The organism is Bacillus sp. FJAT-45350 (genome assembly GCF_002335805.1).
Taxonomy (GTDB): domain Bacteria; phylum Bacillota; class Bacilli; order Bacillales; family NISU01; genus FJAT-45350.
On the sequence record NZ_NISU01000001.1, the window covers coordinates 711,925 to 731,642 of the forward strand.

The 19,718-nt window shown below is 36.8% G+C and carries 28 protein-coding genes; 23 read left to right on the plus strand and 5 right to left on the minus strand.

What is annotated here, in order from left to right:
• Position 1: 1 nt before the first annotated feature.
• The 13 genes from CD003_RS03570 (at position 2) to CD003_RS22165 (ending at position 9,997) form a co-directional block, all read left to right on the plus strand.
• Positions 2-400: a phage tail assembly chaperone gene (locus tag CD003_RS03570; RefSeq protein ID WP_218838241.1), complete on the plus strand. Its 399-nt coding sequence runs from the start codon at positions 2-4 to the stop codon at positions 398-400.
• A 185-nt stretch (positions 401-585) separates the two neighbouring features.
• Positions 586-2,661 (plus strand): hypothetical protein, encoded by a 2,076-nt coding sequence (locus CD003_RS03575; protein ID WP_096199516.1) that lies wholly within the window; start codon positions 586-588, stop codon positions 2,659-2,661.
• Between the two features lie 11 nt (positions 2,662-2,672).
• Positions 2,673-3,086, plus strand: a complete 414-nt coding sequence (locus CD003_RS03580; protein WP_096199517.1) for a hypothetical protein — start codon at positions 2,673-2,675, stop codon at positions 3,084-3,086.
• Between the two features lie 28 nt (positions 3,087-3,114).
• Positions 3,115-4,077: an XkdQ/YqbQ family protein gene (locus CD003_RS03585; protein ID WP_096199518.1), complete on the plus strand. Its 963-nt coding sequence runs from the start codon at positions 3,115-3,117 to the stop codon at positions 4,075-4,077.
• Positions 4,077-4,331 (plus strand): DUF2577 family protein, encoded by a 255-nt coding sequence (locus CD003_RS03590; protein WP_096199519.1) that lies wholly within the window; start codon positions 4,077-4,079, stop codon positions 4,329-4,331. The genes CD003_RS03585 and CD003_RS03590 overlap by 1 nt, the downstream gene beginning before the upstream one ends.
• Positions 4,331-4,777: a DUF2634 domain-containing protein gene (locus CD003_RS03595; RefSeq protein WP_096199520.1), complete on the plus strand. Its 447-nt coding sequence runs from the start codon at positions 4,331-4,333 to the stop codon at positions 4,775-4,777. The genes CD003_RS03590 and CD003_RS03595 overlap by 1 nt, the downstream gene beginning before the upstream one ends.
• Positions 4,770-5,834, plus strand: a complete 1,065-nt coding sequence (locus CD003_RS03600) for a baseplate J/gp47 family protein (protein ID WP_096199521.1) — start codon at positions 4,770-4,772, stop codon at positions 5,832-5,834. The genes CD003_RS03595 and CD003_RS03600 overlap by 8 nt, the downstream gene beginning before the upstream one ends.
• Positions 5,818-6,360 (plus strand): YmfQ family protein, encoded by a 543-nt coding sequence (locus CD003_RS03605; protein ID WP_257008343.1) that lies wholly within the window; start codon positions 5,818-5,820, stop codon positions 6,358-6,360. Before CD003_RS03600 ends, CD003_RS03605 begins: the two co-directional genes overlap by 17 nt.
• Entirely contained in the window at positions 6,360-8,828 is a 2,469-nt protein-coding gene (locus tag CD003_RS03610) for a hypothetical protein (protein WP_096199523.1), read from the plus strand. The genes CD003_RS03605 and CD003_RS03610 overlap by 1 nt, the downstream gene beginning before the upstream one ends.
• Positions 8,829-8,841: 13 nt before the next feature.
• Entirely contained in the window at positions 8,842-9,027 is a 186-nt protein-coding gene (locus tag CD003_RS03615) for a hypothetical protein (RefSeq protein WP_096199524.1), read from the plus strand.
• A 106-nt stretch (positions 9,028-9,133) separates the two neighbouring features.
• Positions 9,134-9,715 carry a hypothetical protein gene (locus CD003_RS03620; RefSeq protein WP_096199525.1) on the plus strand — a complete coding sequence of 194 codons (582 nt, stop codon included), beginning with the start codon at positions 9,134-9,136 and terminating at the stop codon, positions 9,713-9,715.
• A gap of 2 nt (positions 9,716-9,717) precedes the next feature.
• Positions 9,718-9,825, plus strand: coding sequence for a CD1375 family protein (locus tag CD003_RS22160; RefSeq protein ID WP_257008155.1), 108 nt, complete (start codon positions 9,718-9,720; stop codon positions 9,823-9,825).
• A 43-nt stretch (positions 9,826-9,868) separates the two neighbouring features.
• On the plus strand, positions 9,869-9,997 hold the full coding sequence (locus CD003_RS22165; protein WP_257008156.1) for a CD1375 family protein: 129 nt from the start codon (positions 9,869-9,871) through the stop codon (positions 9,995-9,997).
• A gap of 52 nt (positions 9,998-10,049) precedes the next feature.
• Here CD003_RS22165 and CD003_RS03630 read toward each other — a convergent pair whose 3' ends face one another.
• Positions 10,050-10,256 carry a hypothetical protein gene (locus CD003_RS03630; protein ID WP_096199527.1) on the minus strand — a complete coding sequence of 69 codons (207 nt, stop codon included), beginning with the start codon at positions 10,254-10,256 and terminating at the stop codon, positions 10,050-10,052.
• Between the two features lie 142 nt (positions 10,257-10,398).
• Between CD003_RS03630 and CD003_RS03635 the strand changes: the two genes are divergently transcribed.
• Positions 10,399-10,809 carry a phage holin family protein gene (locus CD003_RS03635; RefSeq protein ID WP_179295410.1) on the plus strand — a complete coding sequence of 137 codons (411 nt, stop codon included), beginning with the start codon at positions 10,399-10,401 and terminating at the stop codon, positions 10,807-10,809.
• A complete protein-coding gene (locus tag CD003_RS03640; RefSeq protein WP_096199529.1) occupies positions 10,809-11,540 on the plus strand; it encodes an N-acetylmuramoyl-L-alanine amidase in 732 nt (243 codons plus the stop codon). The genes CD003_RS03635 and CD003_RS03640 overlap by 1 nt, the downstream gene beginning before the upstream one ends.
• Before the next feature lie 26 nt (positions 11,541-11,566).
• Here CD003_RS03640 and CD003_RS21665 read toward each other — a convergent pair whose 3' ends face one another.
• Together CD003_RS21665 and CD003_RS03645 are read right to left on the minus strand one after the other, a co-directional pair.
• A complete protein-coding gene (locus tag CD003_RS21665) occupies positions 11,567-11,710 on the minus strand; it encodes a hypothetical protein (RefSeq protein WP_179295411.1) in 144 nt (47 codons plus the stop codon).
• A complete protein-coding gene (locus CD003_RS03645) occupies positions 11,707-11,919 on the minus strand; it encodes a helix-turn-helix transcriptional regulator (protein ID WP_096199530.1) in 213 nt (70 codons plus the stop codon). Before CD003_RS03645 ends, CD003_RS21665 begins: the two co-directional genes overlap by 4 nt.
• A gap of 168 nt (positions 11,920-12,087) precedes the next feature.
• Here CD003_RS03645 and CD003_RS21670 point away from each other — a divergent pair, with 168 nt between their 5' ends.
• The 4 genes from CD003_RS21670 to CD003_RS03660 all read left to right on the plus strand — a co-directional run bounded on the left by CD003_RS21670 (position 12,088) and on the right by CD003_RS03660 (position 14,799).
• Positions 12,088-12,246, plus strand: coding sequence for a hypothetical protein (locus CD003_RS21670; protein ID WP_179295412.1), 159 nt, complete (start codon positions 12,088-12,090; stop codon positions 12,244-12,246).
• Positions 12,203-12,418, plus strand: coding sequence for a hypothetical protein (locus CD003_RS03650; RefSeq protein WP_096199531.1), 216 nt, complete (start codon positions 12,203-12,205; stop codon positions 12,416-12,418). Before CD003_RS21670 ends, CD003_RS03650 begins: the two co-directional genes overlap by 44 nt.
• Before the next feature lie 115 nt (positions 12,419-12,533).
• A complete protein-coding gene (locus tag CD003_RS03655; protein ID WP_096199532.1) occupies positions 12,534-12,941 on the plus strand; it encodes a hypothetical protein in 408 nt (135 codons plus the stop codon).
• 463 nt (positions 12,942-13,404) lie between these two features.
• Entirely contained in the window at positions 13,405-14,799 is a 1,395-nt protein-coding gene (locus CD003_RS03660) for a protoporphyrinogen oxidase (RefSeq protein ID WP_096199533.1), read from the plus strand.
• Positions 14,800-14,861: 62 nt separating this feature from the next.
• Here the strand turns inward: CD003_RS03660 and CD003_RS03665 are convergent, their stop codons facing one another.
• Entirely contained in the window at positions 14,862-15,164 is a 303-nt protein-coding gene (locus CD003_RS03665; RefSeq protein ID WP_096199534.1) for a hypothetical protein, read from the minus strand.
• 151 nt (positions 15,165-15,315) lie between these two features.
• On the opposite strand from CD003_RS03665, the gene CD003_RS22170 reads away from it, so the two are divergent.
• Positions 15,316-15,447: a hypothetical protein gene (locus CD003_RS22170; RefSeq protein WP_257008158.1), complete on the plus strand. Its 132-nt coding sequence runs from the start codon at positions 15,316-15,318 to the stop codon at positions 15,445-15,447.
• 140 nt (positions 15,448-15,587) lie between these two features.
• On the opposite strand, the gene lexA is transcribed toward CD003_RS22170, so the two are convergent.
• Positions 15,588-16,214 carry a transcriptional repressor LexA gene (gene lexA, locus CD003_RS03670; protein ID WP_096199535.1) on the minus strand — a complete coding sequence of 209 codons (627 nt, stop codon included), beginning with the start codon at positions 16,212-16,214 and terminating at the stop codon, positions 15,588-15,590.
• A gap of 267 nt (positions 16,215-16,481) precedes the next feature.
• Here lexA and CD003_RS03675 point away from each other — a divergent pair, with 267 nt between their 5' ends.
• The 3 genes from CD003_RS03675 to tkt all read left to right on the plus strand — a co-directional run bounded on the left by CD003_RS03675 (position 16,482) and on the right by tkt (position 19,688).
• On the plus strand, positions 16,482-17,144 hold the full coding sequence (locus CD003_RS03675) for a YneB family resolvase-like protein (protein WP_096199536.1): 663 nt from the start codon (positions 16,482-16,484) through the stop codon (positions 17,142-17,144).
• Positions 17,145-17,229: 85 nt separating this feature from the next.
• Entirely contained in the window at positions 17,230-17,469 is a 240-nt protein-coding gene (locus CD003_RS03680; protein ID WP_096199537.1) for a DUF896 domain-containing protein, read from the plus strand.
• Positions 17,470-17,687: 218 nt separating this feature from the next.
• A complete protein-coding gene (gene tkt, locus CD003_RS03685; protein WP_096199538.1) occupies positions 17,688-19,688 on the plus strand; it encodes a transketolase in 2,001 nt (666 codons plus the stop codon).
• Positions 19,689-19,718: the final 30 nt, after the last annotated feature.

Genomic DNA, 19,718 nt, shown 5'->3' on the forward strand with positions numbered 1-19,718 from the left:
TATGAGTAAAAAGGAAATCAAAAAGCTAACACTTACTGAATTAATGAAGAATAAAGAGAAGTACCAGGTTGAAGCGGACAAAAAAGAACAACTTTATATTGAACGCTTTGGTGCTAGTATTACAATCAGAAAACCTGAGCGTTCTTTATGTATTGAAGCTACAGAAATGGCATATGACGCTGAAAGACAGGACATTAGTGATGTTCATATGGTTTATAACATTGTTGTAGAGCCGAATTTAAAAGACCCAGAGCTTCAAAAGGAATTTGGATGTGTAGAGCCTTATGACATTGTAGATAAGCTATTTGAGACTGGTGAAATTGGTAAAATTAGTGGTGCGGCAATGGACCTTGCCGGATTTAGCTCATCGGTACAAAGGGTAGCTGAAGTAAAAAACTAATTAAAAGTGATGATGATTTTTATTTGATTCATCACTATTTACAAAAAGGCTTTACTATGGACTATCTTTTAAATTTACGGGCAGACGAAAAGCTTTTTATGACAGCTAGTTTAGATTTATATTTTGAAGAAGAAAAGGCTAAGGTTCCTACTTAGTCTTTTTTCTTTGTAAAGGTGGTGAGATAAATGGCTAGTAAGGTTTTATCCGCCGTATTAACACTTAAAGATAAAAACTTTTCAACAGGTATGAGAAATGCTTCGAAGGGTGTTAGTGGTTTTGATAAGCGCTTAAAGTATTCCGGTAATCAAGTTAAGAGGTTTGCAAGCAATACAACGGCAAACTTTGCAAAGGTTGTAAAAAGTGCTGCAGCACTAGCTGGAGCTTATTTAGGTATTCGAGCTGCAACGTCCGCGGTTAGAGAGTCGATAAGCTTAGCATCTGAATTAGAGGAATTAGACGGGAAGTTTAGCGTTGTTTTTGGAAACATGTCAAAAGAAGTTGAAGATTGGGCGGGTACTCAGGCGCAAGCTTTAGGTCGTTCTAAAATGGATCTTAAAGGGTATCTTTCAGAGAATCAAAACATGCTTGTTGGTATGGGAATGGCTCGTGAAGAAGCTACTAAGATGTCACAAGATATTACTACTTTAGGGGTAGACTTAGCATCATTCAATAACTTAGCTGAAGATGACGCATTACGTAATCTACGTTCTGCAATCTCTGGTAACCACGGTGCAGCACAATCATTAGGTGCAGTTCTTAACGAAAATACTTTATCTCTTGAAATGAATAAAAGAGGGTTACAGGGACGTTTTGCAGATTTAGATGAATCTACAAAAATGGAACTAAGGTATGCTGCTATTGTCAGTCAATCAAGCGACGCTTTAGGTGATGCAGAACGCACCAGTGATTCATATGCCAACCAACAACGTAGGTTAGCTGGTATTAAGAAGGATCTTAAAGCCGAACTAGGTAAAGGATTCTTACCTATCGCAACTAAAGTTACTCAAACAATGGCTAACTTTGCTAGTAACATGATGGTCCACATGCCTAAAGTTCAAGCTTTTACTGAACGAGCAATGGACGGTATTAGTAGAGGGATGTCATTTGTAGGTAGGATGGGTACCTCAACTTTCAGGACAGTAAGAGGGGTTATTCAAGACAATCAACCGACTATGGATACTATGAGAAGTGGTTTAGTCTTTTTAGGGCAAACTGCGATTGCTATAAAGGACTGGTTTGTTGATGCATTCCAGAACATTAAAGCAAGAATTTCTGAAAATCGACCGACTATAGATGGGGTTAAATCGGCCTTAGAAGATACAGGTGTTAGAGCATTAGAACTAAAAGATTGGCTATTACAAGCCTTTGACAGTGCTAAACCGGCGCTTAATTGGTTAAAGGACGAAGGACTCCCCCTAGTTGTGGATGGCGTAGCTGGTGTGATTGATAAGGCTACTGGTCTTTATAATTATGTAAATGATAATTGGAGTAAATTTGAACCGATTGTCTATGGTATAGCTGGATCTATTCTTTTTTATAAAACAGCCGTAGGTATTGCAGCTTTAGCTACAAAAGGGTGGGCGGTTGCCACAGGTATCTTAGCTCTTGCAAAAGCTGGGTTAAATACCGTTCTAGCTATATCTCCGTTAGGATGGGTAGCTCTTACGATTGGTGCCGTTATAGCCGTTGGGGTTTTACTTTATAAAAACTGGGATACTGTTAAAGAAAAAGCTAGCGAGCTTTGGAGTAGGTTGAAAGAAAGATTCGAAGGTATACAGAATTCAGTGTCAGAGTCGATGGATAATGCTAAACAGAAAGTTTCAGAGTTCTTTTCTCCTTTTATTGGTTTTATAGATACAGTAAAAAGTAAGTGGGATGATCTCAAATCATCGTTTTCTAATTTCAAAATGCCTAAGATTGGTCTACCTAAATGGGCGGGTGGAAATGGTCTAATTCAAGCTTCTTATGCAGTAGGTACAAATCGAGTTCCTCATGATATGGTAGCTCAAATTCATAAAGATGAAATGATTATTCCAGCACGTCAGTCACAAAGACTTCGTGAACAAGGCGTTACTATCGACAACATTACGGATATGCCTCAAACGAGACAACAAACAACCATTACACGTACAGAAAACAAAACAGACCGTTCAACTAAGAGAAATAATGTAATAGTCAATGTCTATGCAAAGGGAACCTCAGCTAAAGAGGTACTTGATGAGTTGGTCCCACAATTAGAACTGGTATTAGATAACATGTAGGAGGGATAACAGTGGATATATTTTTAAGTATTAATAACCGAGAACAAGTTATTCAGCTTCCTGTTATCCCTAGCGAGTTTAATATAAACAGTCCTCAGAACAATGATAGGTATGAAACAATATCTCAGGGAGAGCTAAAATTAATAGGACTTAGAGGATTAAAAAGTTTTACTATCTCTTCATTTTTCCCTAAAAAGGATTATCCATTTTTACGTGACCGGACATACAAAGGTTGGGAGTATGTAGATATAATCGAATCATGGATTGATAGAAGAGTACCTATTAGAGTTATCATCACAGATACAAATATCAACTGGGCAATGTCTATTGAAAACTTTAATTATGGTCCTCGTGATGGCACTGGAGATATTTATTTTGATTTACAACTGGAGTATTTTCCTTTTGTTCAAGTAGGAGGAGCGTGAACATAATGGGATAACAGGTAATCAACAATTGTGGACGGCATCCAATAATGGGTTAGTTAATATTACACCTATAGTGGGTGCTATCTCGTGGCGGTCAAGCATTGAAGAGTTGGGACAGGAACTTGATTTTGATATTGCATATAATGATTCTCGATTCATCCCTAAAAATCCAGTAGATGTTGGTCAAATGGCTATTTTACGTAACGGAGATACAGAGGTCCTTCGTACGATTGTGATAAGTGAAAACAAGCAAGGCAGACAACCTATTAAATATATTTCGTTTGATGCTGCTTTTTACTTAAATAAATCTAAGAAAATTTATCAATTCAATCGTATGCCAGGAGGACAAGCTATCAGGAAGATACTAACAGACTTTAATATTCCTATTGGAGAAATCACGTCAATACCTACCATTATTGATGAAATATACCCAAATGAAAGCCCTTCTGATATCATCCGAGATATTCTTAAACAAGCAGAAAAGGACCAAGGGATAAAGTATAGGATAGAGATGAGAGTAGGTAAACTTTATATCCTTCCACAAACTGATTTACTTGTAAAAGGGTCATTCAGATTAGCAAGGAACTTGTGGGAACATGATATTCAAAAATCAACTGCAGAACCTACTCGAAGTCGGTCAATTGAGGAAATGAAAAACAAAATTCAGATTGTTCAAGATAACCAAGTAATTGCAACATTAACGGATTCAAATATGATTGAACAATATGGTCTTTTATCCGACATTGTGGAAGTACAAGACAAAGATACTTCACAAGCTAGGAACATTGCTAAGAATATGCTGAAAGATTTATCACGAGTTATGGAATCGAATACTATTGAAATGCTTGGTGATGATAGAGTAAGAGCAGGAAGAATAATAGAGATAGAAGAACCTGTTACTGGCATGAAAGGTCGATATCTTATTGAATCAGTAGAACATACTCTTAAAAATGGTATACACCGGATGTCTTTAGATTTGGGGGTAGTTTAATGGATACCACTGTAAGATTAGCGAAATTATTTAAAGAAAGGGAGAATCCTTTTTTGTTTGGTGCGCTAGTGGGAACTGTTATAAGTACATCTCCTCCACAAATTAAAATTTCGAATGATATTGCCCCAAGGGGCTCAAAAGTTATCATAGCTAACAGTTATAGAAATGTAATGAAAAACGGAGATGAGGTTATTGTTATTACCTCCAGTGACAATCAAAAATATTTTGTCATAGATAAGGCGGTGAGAGGCTAATGCTGCCGAAAATTACTGAGCTCGAATTCGAAAACATTTTAAAGCAAGAAGAACAAGACCAACCTGTTGCTAGGTTAAGGTCTTTTTTATTTGACTTTAAAAAAGGTAGTCTTGTTTTACGTGATGGTAAACCAGTTCCTGTTTATGGTATTGAAGCGTTAAAAGTATGGATAGAGGCAACCATTCGTACTGAGCGCTACAAGTTTCGAGTTTATGAAGGAACTGAACACGGGGTAAGGTTAGAAGATTTAATTGGATCTTCCTTACATTTGGGCTTTATACAAACTGAAATAGAAAGGGAGCTCACAGAAGCTCTAACACGGCATCCTGTTATTCAATCGTTAGGTAATTGGTCAATTTCTCGTGAGGGTTCAAAATACATTGTTTCTTTCCGTGTATTTACTATCGAAGGAGCATTTGAACAGGAGGTGGAACTAGGTGGATGAACGTGAAAAAGAAATACATGAGGAAATTCTTAGTGATATAGATGATTCTTATTCAAAACTACAAGGGGACTTTATCTATGAGGCTACTCGTCCTCCTGCTATTCAATTTAACAAATTAGAAAAGCAAAATGAAAATGTTAGAAATAAGTTGGATGTTGAGAATCTAAGAGGGGAAGAGTTAGCAAAGTATATTTTCAACAGAACAGGCCAGGAACGGAGAGAAAAAACCTACTCTATTGGCGAAGTGTTAGTTGAAGCAGATGGAACTGTCTATGTAAATGATTTGTTCGAAACAGAAAGCGGTATTCAGTTTGTTGCTACTGAAGAAAGAACTATAAGCGAATCAGGTACAGTAAAAATCCAAGCGGTGGAGCCCGGACCAATCGGAAATGTACCTGCGAACAGAATCACAAAAATACCAGTTACTCTTTCTGGTGTAGTCTCAGTAGCGAATCCTCAACCGACATATGATGGTTTTTCAGCTGAAAGTGATGCTGATTTATTACAACGTTACTATGAACGAATTAGAACACCTGCAACAAGTGGAAATAGAGCGCATTATCTTATTTGGGCTAAAGAAATTGCAGGAGTAGGCGATGCCAGGGCTTTCCCACTGTATTATGGAGGTAATACAGTAAGAGTGGTCATTATCGATGCTGAAAAAAAGCCAGCTTCCAATGACTTGATTGAACAGGTACAAGAACACATAGACCCAGGAAGCAATGGATTAGGGGATGGCGTCGCTCCATTAGGAGCTTACTGCTATGTAGAAGCTGCAGTTCCAGTTACTATTAATGTTGATTTTACGGTTACAAAAGAGGACGGATATACTGATGAGGAAGTTATTGAGAATGTATCTAAGAGCTTAACAGAGTACTTAAAATCAATTGCATTTGTGGAAGGAATAAACTTTGTTTCTTATGCTCAAATTGGTTCAACCATACTAGATTCAACAGGTGTCTTTGATTATACTAATCTAATTGTGAACGGCTCTAATGTGAATATTGACATAGCAAACGATGAGGTAGCGATTCTTGGAGGTGTTGGAATTGTCTAATGAGATGATTAAAACACTTCCTCTTTTTATGCGCAAAGATGAAATTATTATTGAAATTTTTGGCGCTCAACAAAAGAAGTTTAATAGTTATAGAGATGCAATTGAAGAAATAATGATGCAATTAGATGTGGACACAGCGACATGGGGTTTGGATATTTACGAGAAAGAACTTGATATCCCAGTTGACCGTAGCAAACCTTTTGATGAAAGGCGCTCTGTCATTAAGTCGAAATGGAGAGGTTCGGGGAAGGTAGACCAAATTCTCTTAAAAATAGTTGCTGATTCCTTCACTAATGGGGATGTTGAGGTATCTTTTGATAATGGTGTAATCGGCATTCAATTCACTTCTGAAACCGGAATTCCACCAAATTTAGAAGATGCCCAAAATGCTTTGGAGGATACGCGACCGGCACATTTACCAATAAGGTATTTCTTCCGTTACCTGACTATAGGTGAGGTACATGATCTTACAATTGGAAAGATGCACAATATGACATTGGATAACTTTGCAGGGGGTGCAAGTTAGTGACTAAAAAGTACACTGAGAAGTTAAATCTCTATCAACCCAACCCAGTAACAGAAAAGGATGATACATTTAATATAGACACTATATTAAATGAAAACTGGGAGAAAGTTGATAACTTCGCTGATGAAATTACAACAAAGAAAATAAATGCTGGTAACGGTCTGACTGGTGGTGGTGACTTATCGCAAGATAGAACAGTTACGCTAGGTACACCAAGTACGGTGACAGCCACGACGAGTAACAGCACGACAGGTACTAGCCATACACATAACATAGACGTAGCGACACAAGCAGAAGCAGAAACAGGTTCAAATAGTACGAAATTAATGACACCGCAGAGAACAAAGCAAGCAATCGATAACATACAAGCAGTAAAAACAGTCGCAGGAAGAACCGGTAATGTTACTGTTACTAAAGAAGATGTGGGACTAGGTAATGTAGACAATGTACAACAAGCAACTAAGACAGAATTTGTTGAATTAAGTAATGACGTTGCTGCGCATAAGGAAGATTATGAGCAAGAGTTAAAAGAAGATGCTATCAAACCTCTTGTAATCAATACAGGTACACAAATTATCGAAAGTGTGAAACGTTCACCATTAACAGTCAATCGGATTGATGGGAAAACGGTTGTTAACTTGATTCCTCCGTTTACGAGTAGGGAGTGGGCGAAACACGCTAATGCAACGGTAAGTGCTGATGGGCGAACGTTGACGTTAGTTGTAAGTGATTCTACAAATACATCTAATGGGTATTGGCTCAGTGTTAAACCTAATACGTCTTACATTATTAGCGGGCATACAAATAATAATAATGCTTTAATCGGTGTATTTGATGATGCAGGTGGGTTTGCAAGAATTACAAATGGTGGTTATATTAGTGGGGAAAATGGAAAAAGGATAATAACTACTGGTGATATAAGTAGAATAAGAATAACTACACAAAATAACGGTTTAGCCAATGGTACTTTCACATTCTCCGACCTCATGCTCACCGAAGGTACGGAACAACACGACTTTGTACAAGGTGTGCAACATACGACAGGCGTGTATGTAACAAACGAAACCAACGACACCTATCAATACTTCGCACGTGATAGCAAAGGTGACGTATTACGTTTAGCTGATGGGGAGTATATCGAGAATGGGCGAAAGTGGAAAGAGATTGAGCGAATTGAGTTAGATGGTAGTGAGGATTGGAAGCTACCTCAAAAATTTACTGGTTACACAATCGTGAGAATTGACTTACCTAACGCTATTGATTATGAGGGGACAGTTGTTAAGTACGATGGTAAGGTGATAGATAGTTTTTTATCTAGTTCTGATTCATGGAATAGCGATAAAGCTAGGGTTACAGGGGGGGTGTTTTATCTTGCAATCTCCAACACCGATTCAGGTTGGGGCGACAACTACACACCTACAGCAGACGAGATTAAGGCGTATTTCATGAGGTGGCGGATGTATACCGATGGACAGTCAAATGGTGGAACTTATAATGGTACAGGAAATAAGGCTTGGTATCCATTAGCGATTTTAGGTGATGCTTGGAATTCTTCGGCTAGAAGGACAGTAGTGCCAATCGAGCCTTACGAGGTAAAAACAGATAAGTGGAAACCCTACCAACTACACTACAAACTAGCTACACCTTACTGGGAAGAAATCACGACAGAAGGGCAAGTCGTATTAGAAGAAGGGGAGAATCACGTTACATTAGGTTCGGGAATGGTTGTGAGGGAGGTTATGGCAAGTTTTGAAGGCACTACAACATTAGCTACAAACACCCCAATAGTACCTCAGACGTTGTATAGTTATCCTACTAATAAAATACTTGAGTGGTATAGTAACGGAAAAATTGATAATAACGTGTGGGAAATTGTCGCAGATTCTAACGCATATGGGAATGAGAGGTTAATTGTATACGGAAAAGAAAAAGCAGACAAAACAGCACAATACACCGTAACCTACCTAGCCTTACCACACGTTATCACAAGTGGTATCGCATCGGTACAAGCCGAAGTCTACGAAAATATTAAGTCTGTACAAGACAAGCATACGGTGGATATTGCAGATACGACTAAACGTGTGAACGTGCTAGAAATGCAGACGAATCCTGATTTGTCGATGTTTGCGAGTAAGAAGCAAGAAGAGTGGATTGAGCCTGTGTTGATGAATGGGTGGGCGCAAAGTAACAGAAAACTTGCATACTTTAAAGACAATTTCGGACTAGTTCATTTGAGGGGAGAAATTAGGGATGGGTCTACCGGACACAATACTATATTATTTATGCTCCCAAAGGGATATAGACCTAATATTGACAATGATATAACTATAAGTACGCACGGTGGTCTAATTAATGGTGTTTCTGTTATGCAACTAAGAATTAAGTCAAATGGTGAAGTTAATATACAGTTAAATGATGCTAAGACGTTCATTCAGATAAATGGTATTTCATTCCGAGCAGAACAGTAAAGGAGGTTAGACAGTGTTTAAAAGTCTAAGGTGTAGATTCCATTACAACCGATGGAAAAGTTTAATTTGGGCGTATTTCAATCTCACAATACTATCAGATAATAAGCAACTAGAAAAAGCAGAATACCACAAAAATAAATTTATTGAGTTAGGTGGAAGTCCTGACATTGTAAATTGGATGAAGGAGGTTAGACGATGACTAAATCAGATTTAAAGTGGTTATGTTTATTTAGTGGAATACCCCTACTCATCGTATTAATTGCACAATTTATATATTTTAATTTTCTATATAGGGGGTTACCGTTGTGAAACAAATTCTAAGAATTGATGAGAATGGGTTGTTTATCGAGCCTGTTCTCGTACAATCAATCCCGACAGAAGAGGTTGAGAAAATACGTACAATCGAACAAGAGGAATTAGATGAAGAAGGTAACGTAATCAACACAATCGAAGTCGAAGAAACGTACACCGAAACAGTACCGAAAACGTATTTTGAGACAGTCGAGCGAGAAGCAGACGAAGAAGGTAATGTAACCAGTGAGATTGTGGAACGTTTTGTTACCGTCACACCACCACAAGGATTATACACGTTAAAGTGGAATGGTGACGAGTGGGAAGAAGGTAAGCCACAAGAAGAGATTAAAGCGATACAAGAGCAAGCGAAACAGGAGAAGCAAGAGGAAGAACAGAAGAAAGCAAGACAGGAGAGTTTGCCGAGCGAGGTGGACGAGTTAAACGTTCAGAGCGTATCAAATATGCTTGCTATGGTTGAAATGTACGAGGGCAAATTGGCGTTAGAACAACAACTCACAGACGAGCAACAACGCCATGTATCGACTATGTTAGCAATTACGGAATTATACGAAATGATGCTAGGGGGTAATTAAGAATGGCTCAAATTTACGCTGAATTAATTCGATTAGGTCATAAGACAATTGACGATGTACCCGAAAATTTAAGAGAAGAAGTTAAGGCGTTGTTAGATGAATCTAATTAAACGTCTTTTTTATTTACTAAAATTAACTAAGGAGATGAGAGATATGGCGACAATTTACACTACTTTAATTATTATGGGGCATAAAACGTATGATGAAGTACCAGTAACATTAAAAGAGCAAGTTAGGGAGCAATTGATTCAGTTAGAAGCAGAGCATTTAATTACGGATTAGTTGCAGGATAGCCTGATTATGTGCAGTAAAAAAAGCCTATAAATAGGCTTCGTCAGTAACGTTCATTTATTTTTTCAAGGTTGTCAAGAAAGTAGGAAAATAAATCTGTAAAGGAATATTTTGTATTATCTAAGATGTAAGAAATAGAATTTTCTTCTCCAATATCACTGTCTTTCGAATAACTAAATACAGGCTTGATATGTTGGTTTTGGATTAAAGCTTTAGTTAATTCCAAAGCTAGTTTTTTATTGTCATCCAAATTTATCACCTCCTGTTAATAGTTATTAGGAGTTTGTCTTGAATATGCAAACACCTCTCAATGAGTAGGTGTATTTTTTATGCCCTTTCATCCAGAGTGTCATTTTAGAGGGCTCTTTTTATATTGTGGAAGGAGTGAAGTAATGGAAAGGTTTGACTTGTGGTTTAAAGGAACAATCACTGCAATAGGAGCGATATTTTCAATTGTTTCAGAAAGTCTAGGAGCTGCATTTACAGTTTTACTTGTTCTAATGGCTGTGGACTTCATTACTGGAATGATGGCTGGTTCTGTTACATCAGGTCTTAATAGTGCAATTGGACGAACAGGTTTTATTAGAAAGCTTTATGTGATATTGCTAATCGCTACTATTTATCTAATAGAAATTAACTTATTTGGAACGAATCACATAGGAAACGGTATTTGTATTGCCTACATTGCAATTGAATTAATTAGTATTACTGAAAACGGTGGGAAGATGGGTGCTCCAGTTCCACAGGGTGTAAAGAAGTTAATTACAATGCTTAAAAATGAAGAGGGAAAGGGTGAAAAGTAATGGTGAAAATTTGTTTGGATGCTGGTCATGGTGGTAATGATTCAGGTGCTATAGGCCATGGGTTACAAGAGAAGGATGTTGCATTAGATATTGTTAAACGAATTGATGAAAAATTAAAACAGTATGAAGGTGTACAGACACTTCTTACTCGTTCTTCTGATATATTTGTTGAGTTAGCCGAACGAGCAGCAATAGCTAATCGCTGGGGAGCGGATTATTTTCTTTCAGCACACCTAAATGCATTTAATGGACAAGCTAATGGTTATGAAGATTTCATTCACATCAGTGCTTCGGCTCAATCTATCTCTCATCAAAATACCATGCATGCCGAGATAACTAAACAAGTACCAGAGATTAATAATCGAGGGAGAAAGACTGCTAATTTTGCAGTATTGAGGTTAACTCGTATGCCGGCAATCTTAACGGAAAATGGATTTATTGATAATGCTCGAGACGCAGCATTGCTTAAACGCCCTGATTTTTTGGATAGAATCGCTCATGGTCATGTGGAAGGAATTATTAAAATCTATGGATTACAAAGAAAGGTGGTACCTTCTATGAGTCAATCAGGACCGTTCCCAGACGTACCAAAAGGACATTGGGCTGAAAAGGCAATTGAACACGTGAAGAAAGAAGGCATAATGCAAGGTAAGACAGACGGAACCTTCGCACCGAATGAACCGATGACTAGAGCTCAAATGGCTCAAGTAATCTTTAATATGAATAAGTAAAATAATAGCCCACTCACAAGGTGGGCTTACTTAAACAACTTCCTCATCGCTTTTCCAGTCGCTCTACCGACTACTCTTCTTCCTATCCTTTTACCGACTCTTCCTTTCCGAACGGCGTCAATATCATTCCAAATTCTAAGTATCTTATTTATTTTTGATTTTAAGCTCATTGTTTAATCTCCTCTTCTACATATTCATATAAATCATCAGTTTTACACTTTAATAACAGTGCCAGTTTATAAAGGTCCTCCGTTTTAGGCTTGGAACGTCCAGTGCACCAATTACTCAATTGTTGCTTAGTGACTTTCATTTGGTCTGAAATGTAATCTCTTCTAAACCCAGCCTTTTTAATACATTCATCTATTTTACTAATAAGCATTGAACCACCTCGTATTATTCCTATGAGTAGTTTTCTATATCTTTCAGATGAATTCCTTTATTTGTATTATTTATTTAAAAATATAAATTTCCTTTATGTTTTTGTTCTTATTCCATTAATAGCTGAGTATGATTTATTAAACCAATCACAAGGAGGTCATACACAGTTATGAATAAACAAAAACAACAAGTAGCATTGATAATGAAAAAGGCACAATTGGAAGGTAAGGTATATCTAACTGTGGAAGGAGAACAATTACTGGAGAGATGGGTGGGTGTTAAATATGAAGCAAACAAAAGTGAAAAGCGTATCATTCAATCTATCTGACCCCTACGAAAAAAAGTTATTAGAACATGCATCAATGTTTAATGTTTTTTCAGCTTATGTTAAACGGCTTATACAGAAAGATATGGAGGAGAGGAAGAGTAACAATACGAATAATAACATGCCAAAGCAAGTCCATCGTTCAGAAAGAGGGGGGTATAAAGTCGAATTTTAAAATCATAACCAGTTAATACTTACCTTCCCCTTCTGTTCAACAATGACCTGGGGGACTAGGGGACTAAGGATAAATCGAAAAACTTTCAATATAAAAAGTTAGGGGAGAGGGAGAAGTGGAGGAGTATCCTATAATAAAAAGGAAAAGACCGAAGAAAAATATTCGTATTGAACGTAAAGAACGTTCGGATAAAAAAGTATTTAGTGATATTCGTGTACCAGTTTCGTTGTACGATCGTGAATATATTATGTATTGTTCTAGAAGTAAAAAACAATCAATGACTGAGTTTTGTACAGAAATAGTCAAAATAAATATAGAAGAGTTTTATGAGTTTCCAGAATTAACATACACAACATCTGATTATATTGTTCACGTTAAAGCAGATAAAGAAGTATACGAAAGAATTGTATATTTTTCAGTATCTTGGAATTGTAGCATAAGAGAAGCTACTTATCGTATACTGACTAATGCATTGTTTTATTTACAAGGCGGTGTCTACATCAATGATAAAAGTAATTACTAACCCATACCTTATGAGGGTATAAGTTAGTAATTCAATTTGCCCACAAAATGCCCACATTGTGCCCACAATTAGAATAAAAACTATGAAGAAATATGAAAATCCATAATTTTGTAAATGTTGATACGGCACTAATTAGAGTGAATCTATGAATCTATATTATAGGAAGAAACACGTTCCGCACGCAAGTTCATCCTTGGGAGCGCGACCAGTACCTACAAACATATTAATAGAACAAACCCCTTGATACCACAGGTGTTGAGGGGTTTTTCTTTGTAACAAAGTTAAATTATATTTACAGTGATGTAAGATTAAATGTACAGTCAACTATTATTAAAAGTGAGGTCCAATAATAATAATAGGACTAGAAAATATAATTTTTTATTTTATTTTTAAAGCCATTTGTGGCAAGATTAAACCATACAAAGAAGACTTTTATTAAAGAGATATAAGTGGGGGTAGTAAAGTGAAAACAGTTGTTGTGATTGGTGGGGGAGTTACAGGCCTATCAACGATGCATTATTTACAAAAATTAAAACGCGAGCAAAATGTAGATGTAGAGTTGATTCTTGTAGAGAAAAATGAGTATTTAGGGGGTAAAATCCACACAGTACTGAATGGTGAATACAAAATAGAAACTGGTGCTGACTCTATTGTTGCAAGACATGAAAGTGTCATGCCATTAGTAACTGACTTACAACTCGAAAATGAAGTTGCTTACAATGCGACAGGTATTTCGTATATTTATACAAATAATGAGTTACATCCAATTCCTAAAGATACAGTATTTGGGATACCTACAAGTAAGGAATCATTATTTAGTAGTACATTAGTATCGGATGAAGGGAAGAAACTTGCATTAAAAGACTATGAGATGGTAAATGACCATTTTACACTCGAGAGCTCGATTGGGGAATTTTTAGAACACTTTTTAGGGAAAGAACTAGTAGAAAAGCAAATAGCACCTGTATTATCCGGTGTTTATTCAGGTAATATAAATGAGCTTACTTTGGCTTCTACACTACCTTACCTTTTAGAGTATAAACAACAATATGGAAGTATTATTGAAGGGTTAAATAAAAATAAAGAGAAATTTCAAACAGCAGCAAATAAAAAGTTCCTATCGTTTAACAAGGGTTTATCTACGCTAATTAACGAAATGGAAAATGAGTTAGAAGAGGTTGAATTCATTAAAGGAGTAAAAGCTACAAAAGTTAGTAAAGAAAATGTTAGCTATGAAATATCATTTTCAAACTTTCGTACAATCCAGGCAGACTATGTTGTACTTACGACACCACATCATGTAACTCAGGAATTACTAAATAATGAGGATTTGGATAAGGACTTTAACAAATTAACTAATGCTTCTTTAACAAGTATTTATCTAGGTTTTGATATCCCAGATGAAAGACTTCCAGCGGATGGTACTGGATTTATTGTTTCAGAAAATAATGATATTCAATGTAACGCATGTACGTGGACGAGTAGGAAATGGAAACATACATCTGAAAAAGGTAATTTATTAGTTCGTTTATTTTATAAAAGTTCAAATCCATCCTATCAAAAGTTGAAAAATATGAATGAGGATGGTTTAGTTGAAGCAGCTTTACAAGATATTGAAAAGAGTTTAGGTATAAAAGGAAAGCCTCAAGTTATAGAAGTAACAAACTGGGAAAATGCTATGCCGAATTATCATTTAGAACATAAACATGCAGTACATTCTCTTATTGGCAAAATGGAAACAAACTTTCCTAATGCTATCCTTGCTGGTTGTTCCTATTATGGAGTGGGTATAGGAATGTGTATTAAGAATGGGAATGATACAGCGGCTATGATTATCGATAGAATAAAGAAAGTTTAGTTGAAAAGCCTAATCTTATTAGATTAGGCTCTTTCTAGGATCCATTTTCGGTTTATTATAGATTAATAATTAGAATTGTAGTAATCAGGGAAATGCCCAGAGCCTTGTCCGTAAGGGAATCCGTGATGCAAGTGGTAATCAGCTGGACTATGTTTTGCTGTAGCTACTTTTTTCGAAAGTGGTTTTGGTTGTGTCTTTAGTTGGTCTCCTAGAGGATTATGAACCCATTGTGTTGGTTTATATGGAGGTTGATAATATCCATGGCCATAATAAGGAATAGGTTGATAATATCCATAAACATATTGGGGTTGTTGGTTAAGCATTGGGTGCAATGCAACACCGGGTTGTAAAGGGTTAATAAACATTTTTACATCACCTTTTTTTGAGGGTTAGGATATAGTATTGTTCAGTATGGTATAAAGAGCTTTTCCCTATGTGATTTAGGCCAATGAGTAAGAGGTGTGATTTTCCTCTTACTCATTTTTAGTTAATACCAAGGCGGTCTAGGAGGTCTAGGTGGCCAAGGGTAAAAAGGTGGATATGGCGGCCAAGGATAGTATGGTGGATATGGGGGGAACGGTGGCCAAGGATAATATGGTGGGTATGGTGGATAAAAAGGTGGACGCCAATGTCTCCTATGAGGCATAAAATTCACCTTCTTTCTTTATAAAGTACTACATTCTACACAGCAAGCATTTGTAAGGAGCATGTACTTTCTGAAATAGGTTTATTTTAGCGTCTTGAAAAGCAAAAAATCCTATCAATTTAGTTTGATAGGATTAAAGATATTAATGAATAGTTCTGAAAACTCCAATCACTTTTCCTAATACAGAGCAATTTTTAAGTATAATTGGTTCCATAGTTGAGTTTTCAGGTTGTAAACGAATATAATCTTTTTCTTTAAAGAAACGCTTAACTGTAGCTTCATCCTCTTCTGTCATAGCTACAATTATATCGCCGTTATTAGCAGTTTGTTGCTGACGAACAATAACCATATCACCATCGAAAATACCTGCTTCTATCATACTTTCACCATCGATTACTAGAATAAATACGTTTTCCTCATTTGAAACATAACGTTCAGGTAATGGGATATATTCTTCTACGTTTTCAATGGCTGTTATAGGGTTACCTGCTGTAACCTTACCGATAACAGGTACATAGGCTGTTTTGCTTTCTGCTATCTTACTATAGTCCTCTTCTGATGATAGGACTTCGATAGCTCTTGGTTTGGTAGGATCTCGTCGAATAAGACCTTTTTTCTCTAGTCGAGATAAGTGTCCGTGAACTGTTGAACTAGAGGCTAGTCCTACCGCTTCACCGATCTCACGTACAGAAGGGGGATAACCTTTGGAGCGAACCTCTGTTTTTATGTAGTCTAGTATTTCTTGTTGCCTCTTTGATAACTTTGACATTCCTCACACCTCACTTGACTAATCTTGTTAAATTTATTATATCATGCAAAATATGGACTAGCAAACATAAGTTCTAATTTACGATTGACACGAACAAAGGTTCTTACTATAATCGAGATAAGAACAAACATTCTTATGAGGTGAGGATAGTGAAAGGTTTACTAAAGAGATTTTCTGGGGAAGAAATTGGAATCATAATTGGATTTGTTGCAACAATTGTCTTAATGTGTGCTTCAGTTCTAATAACTTCTTAGGTATAATTAAGTTATGAATGCTATTATATATTGTAGAGTTAGTACAGAAAAGGAAACCCAACAAACGTCATTACACCGGCAGCAAGAAGAGCTGGTACACCTTGCTGAAAGCCATCAATTAAATGTCATAAAGATTATCAGCGAAAAAGAAAGTAGTTTTAAGCTTGAACGACAAGGGATATTAGAAATGCTAGATTATTTTAGGGAAAAGCAGGCTGAAGTTCTTCTTATACAAGATGACACAAGACTAGCGAGAGGAAATACAAAGATAGCTCTCCTACATCATTTATCAAAAATGGGGGTAACTATCTATACATTAAATAATAATGGTGAAATGGAGCTTAGTGAAACAGATTCGATGGTGCTAGAAATTGTAAGTATAGTAGAAGAGTATCAACGGAAGCTTCATAATTTAAAAATAAAAAGAGGAATGAAACGGGCAGTAAAGCAAGGCTACAAGCCACAAAAAAATTTAAAAAACACTCATGTTGGTGGCAGAGAACAAAAGGACGTACCTATTAAAGAAATTGTTCGCCTTAGAGAAATGAAATTAACTTTTCATGAAATTGCTGCTACTTTAAGAGGGTTTGGCTATGATGTATCAAAAGCAACTGTACATAGACGCTACCAATTATATATTAAGGAAACAGAGCAACTAGATAATGTACAAGACTAAAGCAAAAAAGTTGAAACGACTAAGTCCTTCGTGTACAGTTTGTATTGGTAATAATGTATTATGTACGTGATAGGAGGAATATATGATGGCGATAAATGATAAGATTGCACGCATAAATGAATTAGCGAAGAGAGCGAAAACAACAGGACTTTCAAAAGAGGAAGAACAAGAACAAAAGAGGCTACGTCAAGAGTACGTAAAGCAATTCCGCTCTTCTTTTGAAAATCAATTACATTCAGTCAAAGTTGTAGATAAAAAAGGGAATGATGTTACACCTGAAAAGCTAAAGCAAAGTAAAAAGTCACAGAATGTAACAAAGCATTAAGACACCAAACATAAAATTTATAATAATGACGATACTAGAAGCGTTTACCTTTATGTCGAAATAGGTAAGCGTTTTTATTTATGAGTATTTTTACTTTATTGAGTAAATCCTAGAAACATAGAGATGAATTTCCTAAGTTTGCTTGTACAATGGTGGAAGAAAGTATAATATGAAAAGCGTATATAATCATTATAGGTGAATCGAAAGGGTGACGAAAAATGACAACTCGCGTCGAACAGTTAGCTGTAAATACTATTCGTACGTTATCGATTGATAGCATTGAAAAAGCAAATTCTGGACATCCGGGAATGCCTATGGGAGCTGCTCCTATGGCGTTCAGTCTTTTTGCAAAGTATATGAACCACAATCCAAGTAATCCAGAATGGTTTAACCGTGACCGTTTTGTTCTGTCTGCAGGACATGGTTCTATGCTTTTATATAGCTTATTACATTTAACAGGTTATGACTTATCACTTGAAGACTTACAAAGTTTCAGACAGTGGGGGAGTAAGACTCCTGGACACCCTGAATTTGGACATACTCCGGGTGTGGAAGCGACAACTGGACCACTCGGTCAAGGTGTTGCGATGGCAGTTGGGATGGCAATGGCGGAGCGTCATTTAGCAAGTACATACAACCGTGATGGTTTAGAAATCGTTGATCATTACACTTATAGCATTTGTGGTGACGGTGATTTAATGGAAGGTGTTTCTGCAGAAGCAGCTTCATTAGCAGGACACTTAAAGCTAGGACATCTTGTTGTTCTTTATGATTCAAATGATATCTCATTAGATGGCGAATTAAATATGGCTTTCTCTGAAAGTGTAGAAGATCGTTATAAAGCATACGGATGGCAGGTCATTCGTGTGGAAGACGGGAACAATCTTGATGAGATTGGAAAAGCAATCGAATCTGCTAAGAAAGACGAACGTCCTACATTAATTGAAGTAAAAACAGTCATTGGTTATGGGTCACCAAACAAAGGTGGAAAGTCGGCTTCACATGGTGCACCACTAGGTAGCGATGAAGTTAAACTAGCAAAAGAGGCTTATGAGTGGTCATATGATAACGAATTCCATATCCCTGAAGAGGTTGAAGAATTTTATTCAAATGTTAAAGCAGAAGGTGAGCAAAAGGAGAATGCGTGGAACGAAATGTTCGCTACGTATAAAGAAAAACATCCTGAGCTAGCTGAACAATTACAACAAGCAATTAAAGGTGAGTTACCAGCTGGTTGGGATCAAGATGCTCCTGTCTATGAAGCAGGAAAAGACAGTGTTGCTACGCGCTCATCTTCAGGTGATGCTTTGAATGCGTTTGCTAAAACTGTTCCTCAGCTTATCGGTGGTTCTGCTGACTTAGCTTCATCAAACAAAACATTAATCAAAGGTGAAGCTAACTTTAGTCGCGAAGATTACAGTGGTAGAAACATTTGGTTTGGTGTTCGTGAATTTGCAATGGGAGCTGCTATGAACGGTATGGCTCTTCATGGTGGAGTAAAAGTATTTGGAGCAACTTTCTTCGTATTCTCTGATTACTTACGTCCAGCAATCCGTTTAGCTGCGTTAATGAAATTACCTGTCACTTATGTATTTACACATGACAGTATTGCGGTTGGTGAAGATGGACCAACACATGAACCAGTTGAGCAATTAGCAGCATTACGTGCGATGCCAGGTCTTTCAGTGATTCGTCCTGGAGATAGTAATGAAGCGGTTGCTGCTTGGAAGGTAGCATTAGAAAGTGAAGACACTCCAACTGCATTAGTTCTTACTAGACAAAATCTAATGACATTAGATAGTACTGCTGAGCAAGCATACGAGGGTGTTAAAAAAGGTGCTTATGTTGTATCGAAAGCAAATGGTACACCAGATGTATTATTATTGGCAGCAGGTTCTGAAGTTCCACTTGCAGTTGAAGCACAGAAGGTTCTTGAAAAAGACGGAATACATGCTTCTGTAGTAAGTATGCCGAGCTGGGATAAATTTGATCAACAATCAAAAGAATATAAAGAAAGCGTTATTCCAAGTAATGTGAAATTACGCTTAGGAATCGAAATGGGCTCTTCTCTAGGTTGGCATAAATACGTAGGTAGTGAAGGAGAAGTACTAGGTATTGACCAGTTTGGTGCATCAGCACCTGGAGAAAAAATTATGGAAGAGTACGGCTTCACTGTTGATAATGTAGTAGGTAGAGTAAAAGCATTAGTGCGTAAATAATGTGGTGTCGTAGAGTCTAGTCTACAATGA

Bases quoted from the DNA above. Each gene is read 5' to 3' on its own strand.
- CD003_RS03570 (WP_218838241.1), top strand. From the start codon at position 2: ATGAGTAAAAAGGAAATCAAAAAGCTAACACTTACTGAATTAATGAAG.
- CD003_RS03575 (WP_096199516.1), top strand. From the start codon at position 586: ATGGCTAGTAAGGTTTTATCCGCCGTATTAACACTTAAAGATAAAAAC.
- CD003_RS03590 (WP_096199519.1), top strand. From the start codon at position 4,077: ATGGATACCACTGTAAGATTAGCGAAATTATTTAAAGAAAGGGAGAAT.
- CD003_RS03595 (WP_096199520.1), top strand. From the start codon at position 4,331: ATGCTGCCGAAAATTACTGAGCTCGAATTCGAAAACATTTTAAAGCAA.
- CD003_RS22160 (WP_257008155.1), top strand. From the start codon at position 9,718: ATGGCTCAAATTTACGCTGAATTAATTCGATTAGGTCATAAGACAATT.
- CD003_RS22165 (WP_257008156.1), top strand. From the start codon at position 9,869: ATGGCGACAATTTACACTACTTTAATTATTATGGGGCATAAAACGTAT.
- CD003_RS03635 (WP_179295410.1), top strand. From the start codon at position 10,399: ATGGAAAGGTTTGACTTGTGGTTTAAAGGAACAATCACTGCAATAGGA.
- CD003_RS03640 (WP_096199529.1), top strand. From the start codon at position 10,809: ATGGTGAAAATTTGTTTGGATGCTGGTCATGGTGGTAATGATTCAGGT.
- CD003_RS21665 (WP_179295411.1), bottom strand. From the start codon at position 11,710: ATGAGCTTAAAATCAAAAATAAATAAGATACTTAGAATTTGGAATGAT.
- CD003_RS03645 (WP_096199530.1), bottom strand. From the start codon at position 11,919: ATGCTTATTAGTAAAATAGATGAATGTATTAAAAAGGCTGGGTTTAGA.
- CD003_RS21670 (WP_179295412.1), top strand. From the start codon at position 12,088: ATGAATAAACAAAAACAACAAGTAGCATTGATAATGAAAAAGGCACAA.
- CD003_RS03650 (WP_096199531.1), top strand. From the start codon at position 12,203: ATGAAGCAAACAAAAGTGAAAAGCGTATCATTCAATCTATCTGACCCC.
- CD003_RS03665 (WP_096199534.1), bottom strand. From the start codon at position 15,164: ATGTTTATTAACCCTTTACAACCCGGTGTTGCATTGCACCCAATGCTT.
- lexA (WP_096199535.1), bottom strand. From the start codon at position 16,214: ATGTCAAAGTTATCAAAGAGGCAACAAGAAATACTAGACTACATAAAA.
- CD003_RS03675 (WP_096199536.1), top strand. From the start codon at position 16,482: ATGAATGCTATTATATATTGTAGAGTTAGTACAGAAAAGGAAACCCAA.
- CD003_RS03680 (WP_096199537.1), top strand. From the start codon at position 17,230: ATGGCGATAAATGATAAGATTGCACGCATAAATGAATTAGCGAAGAGA.
- tkt (WP_096199538.1), top strand. From the start codon at position 17,688: ATGACAACTCGCGTCGAACAGTTAGCTGTAAATACTATTCGTACGTTA.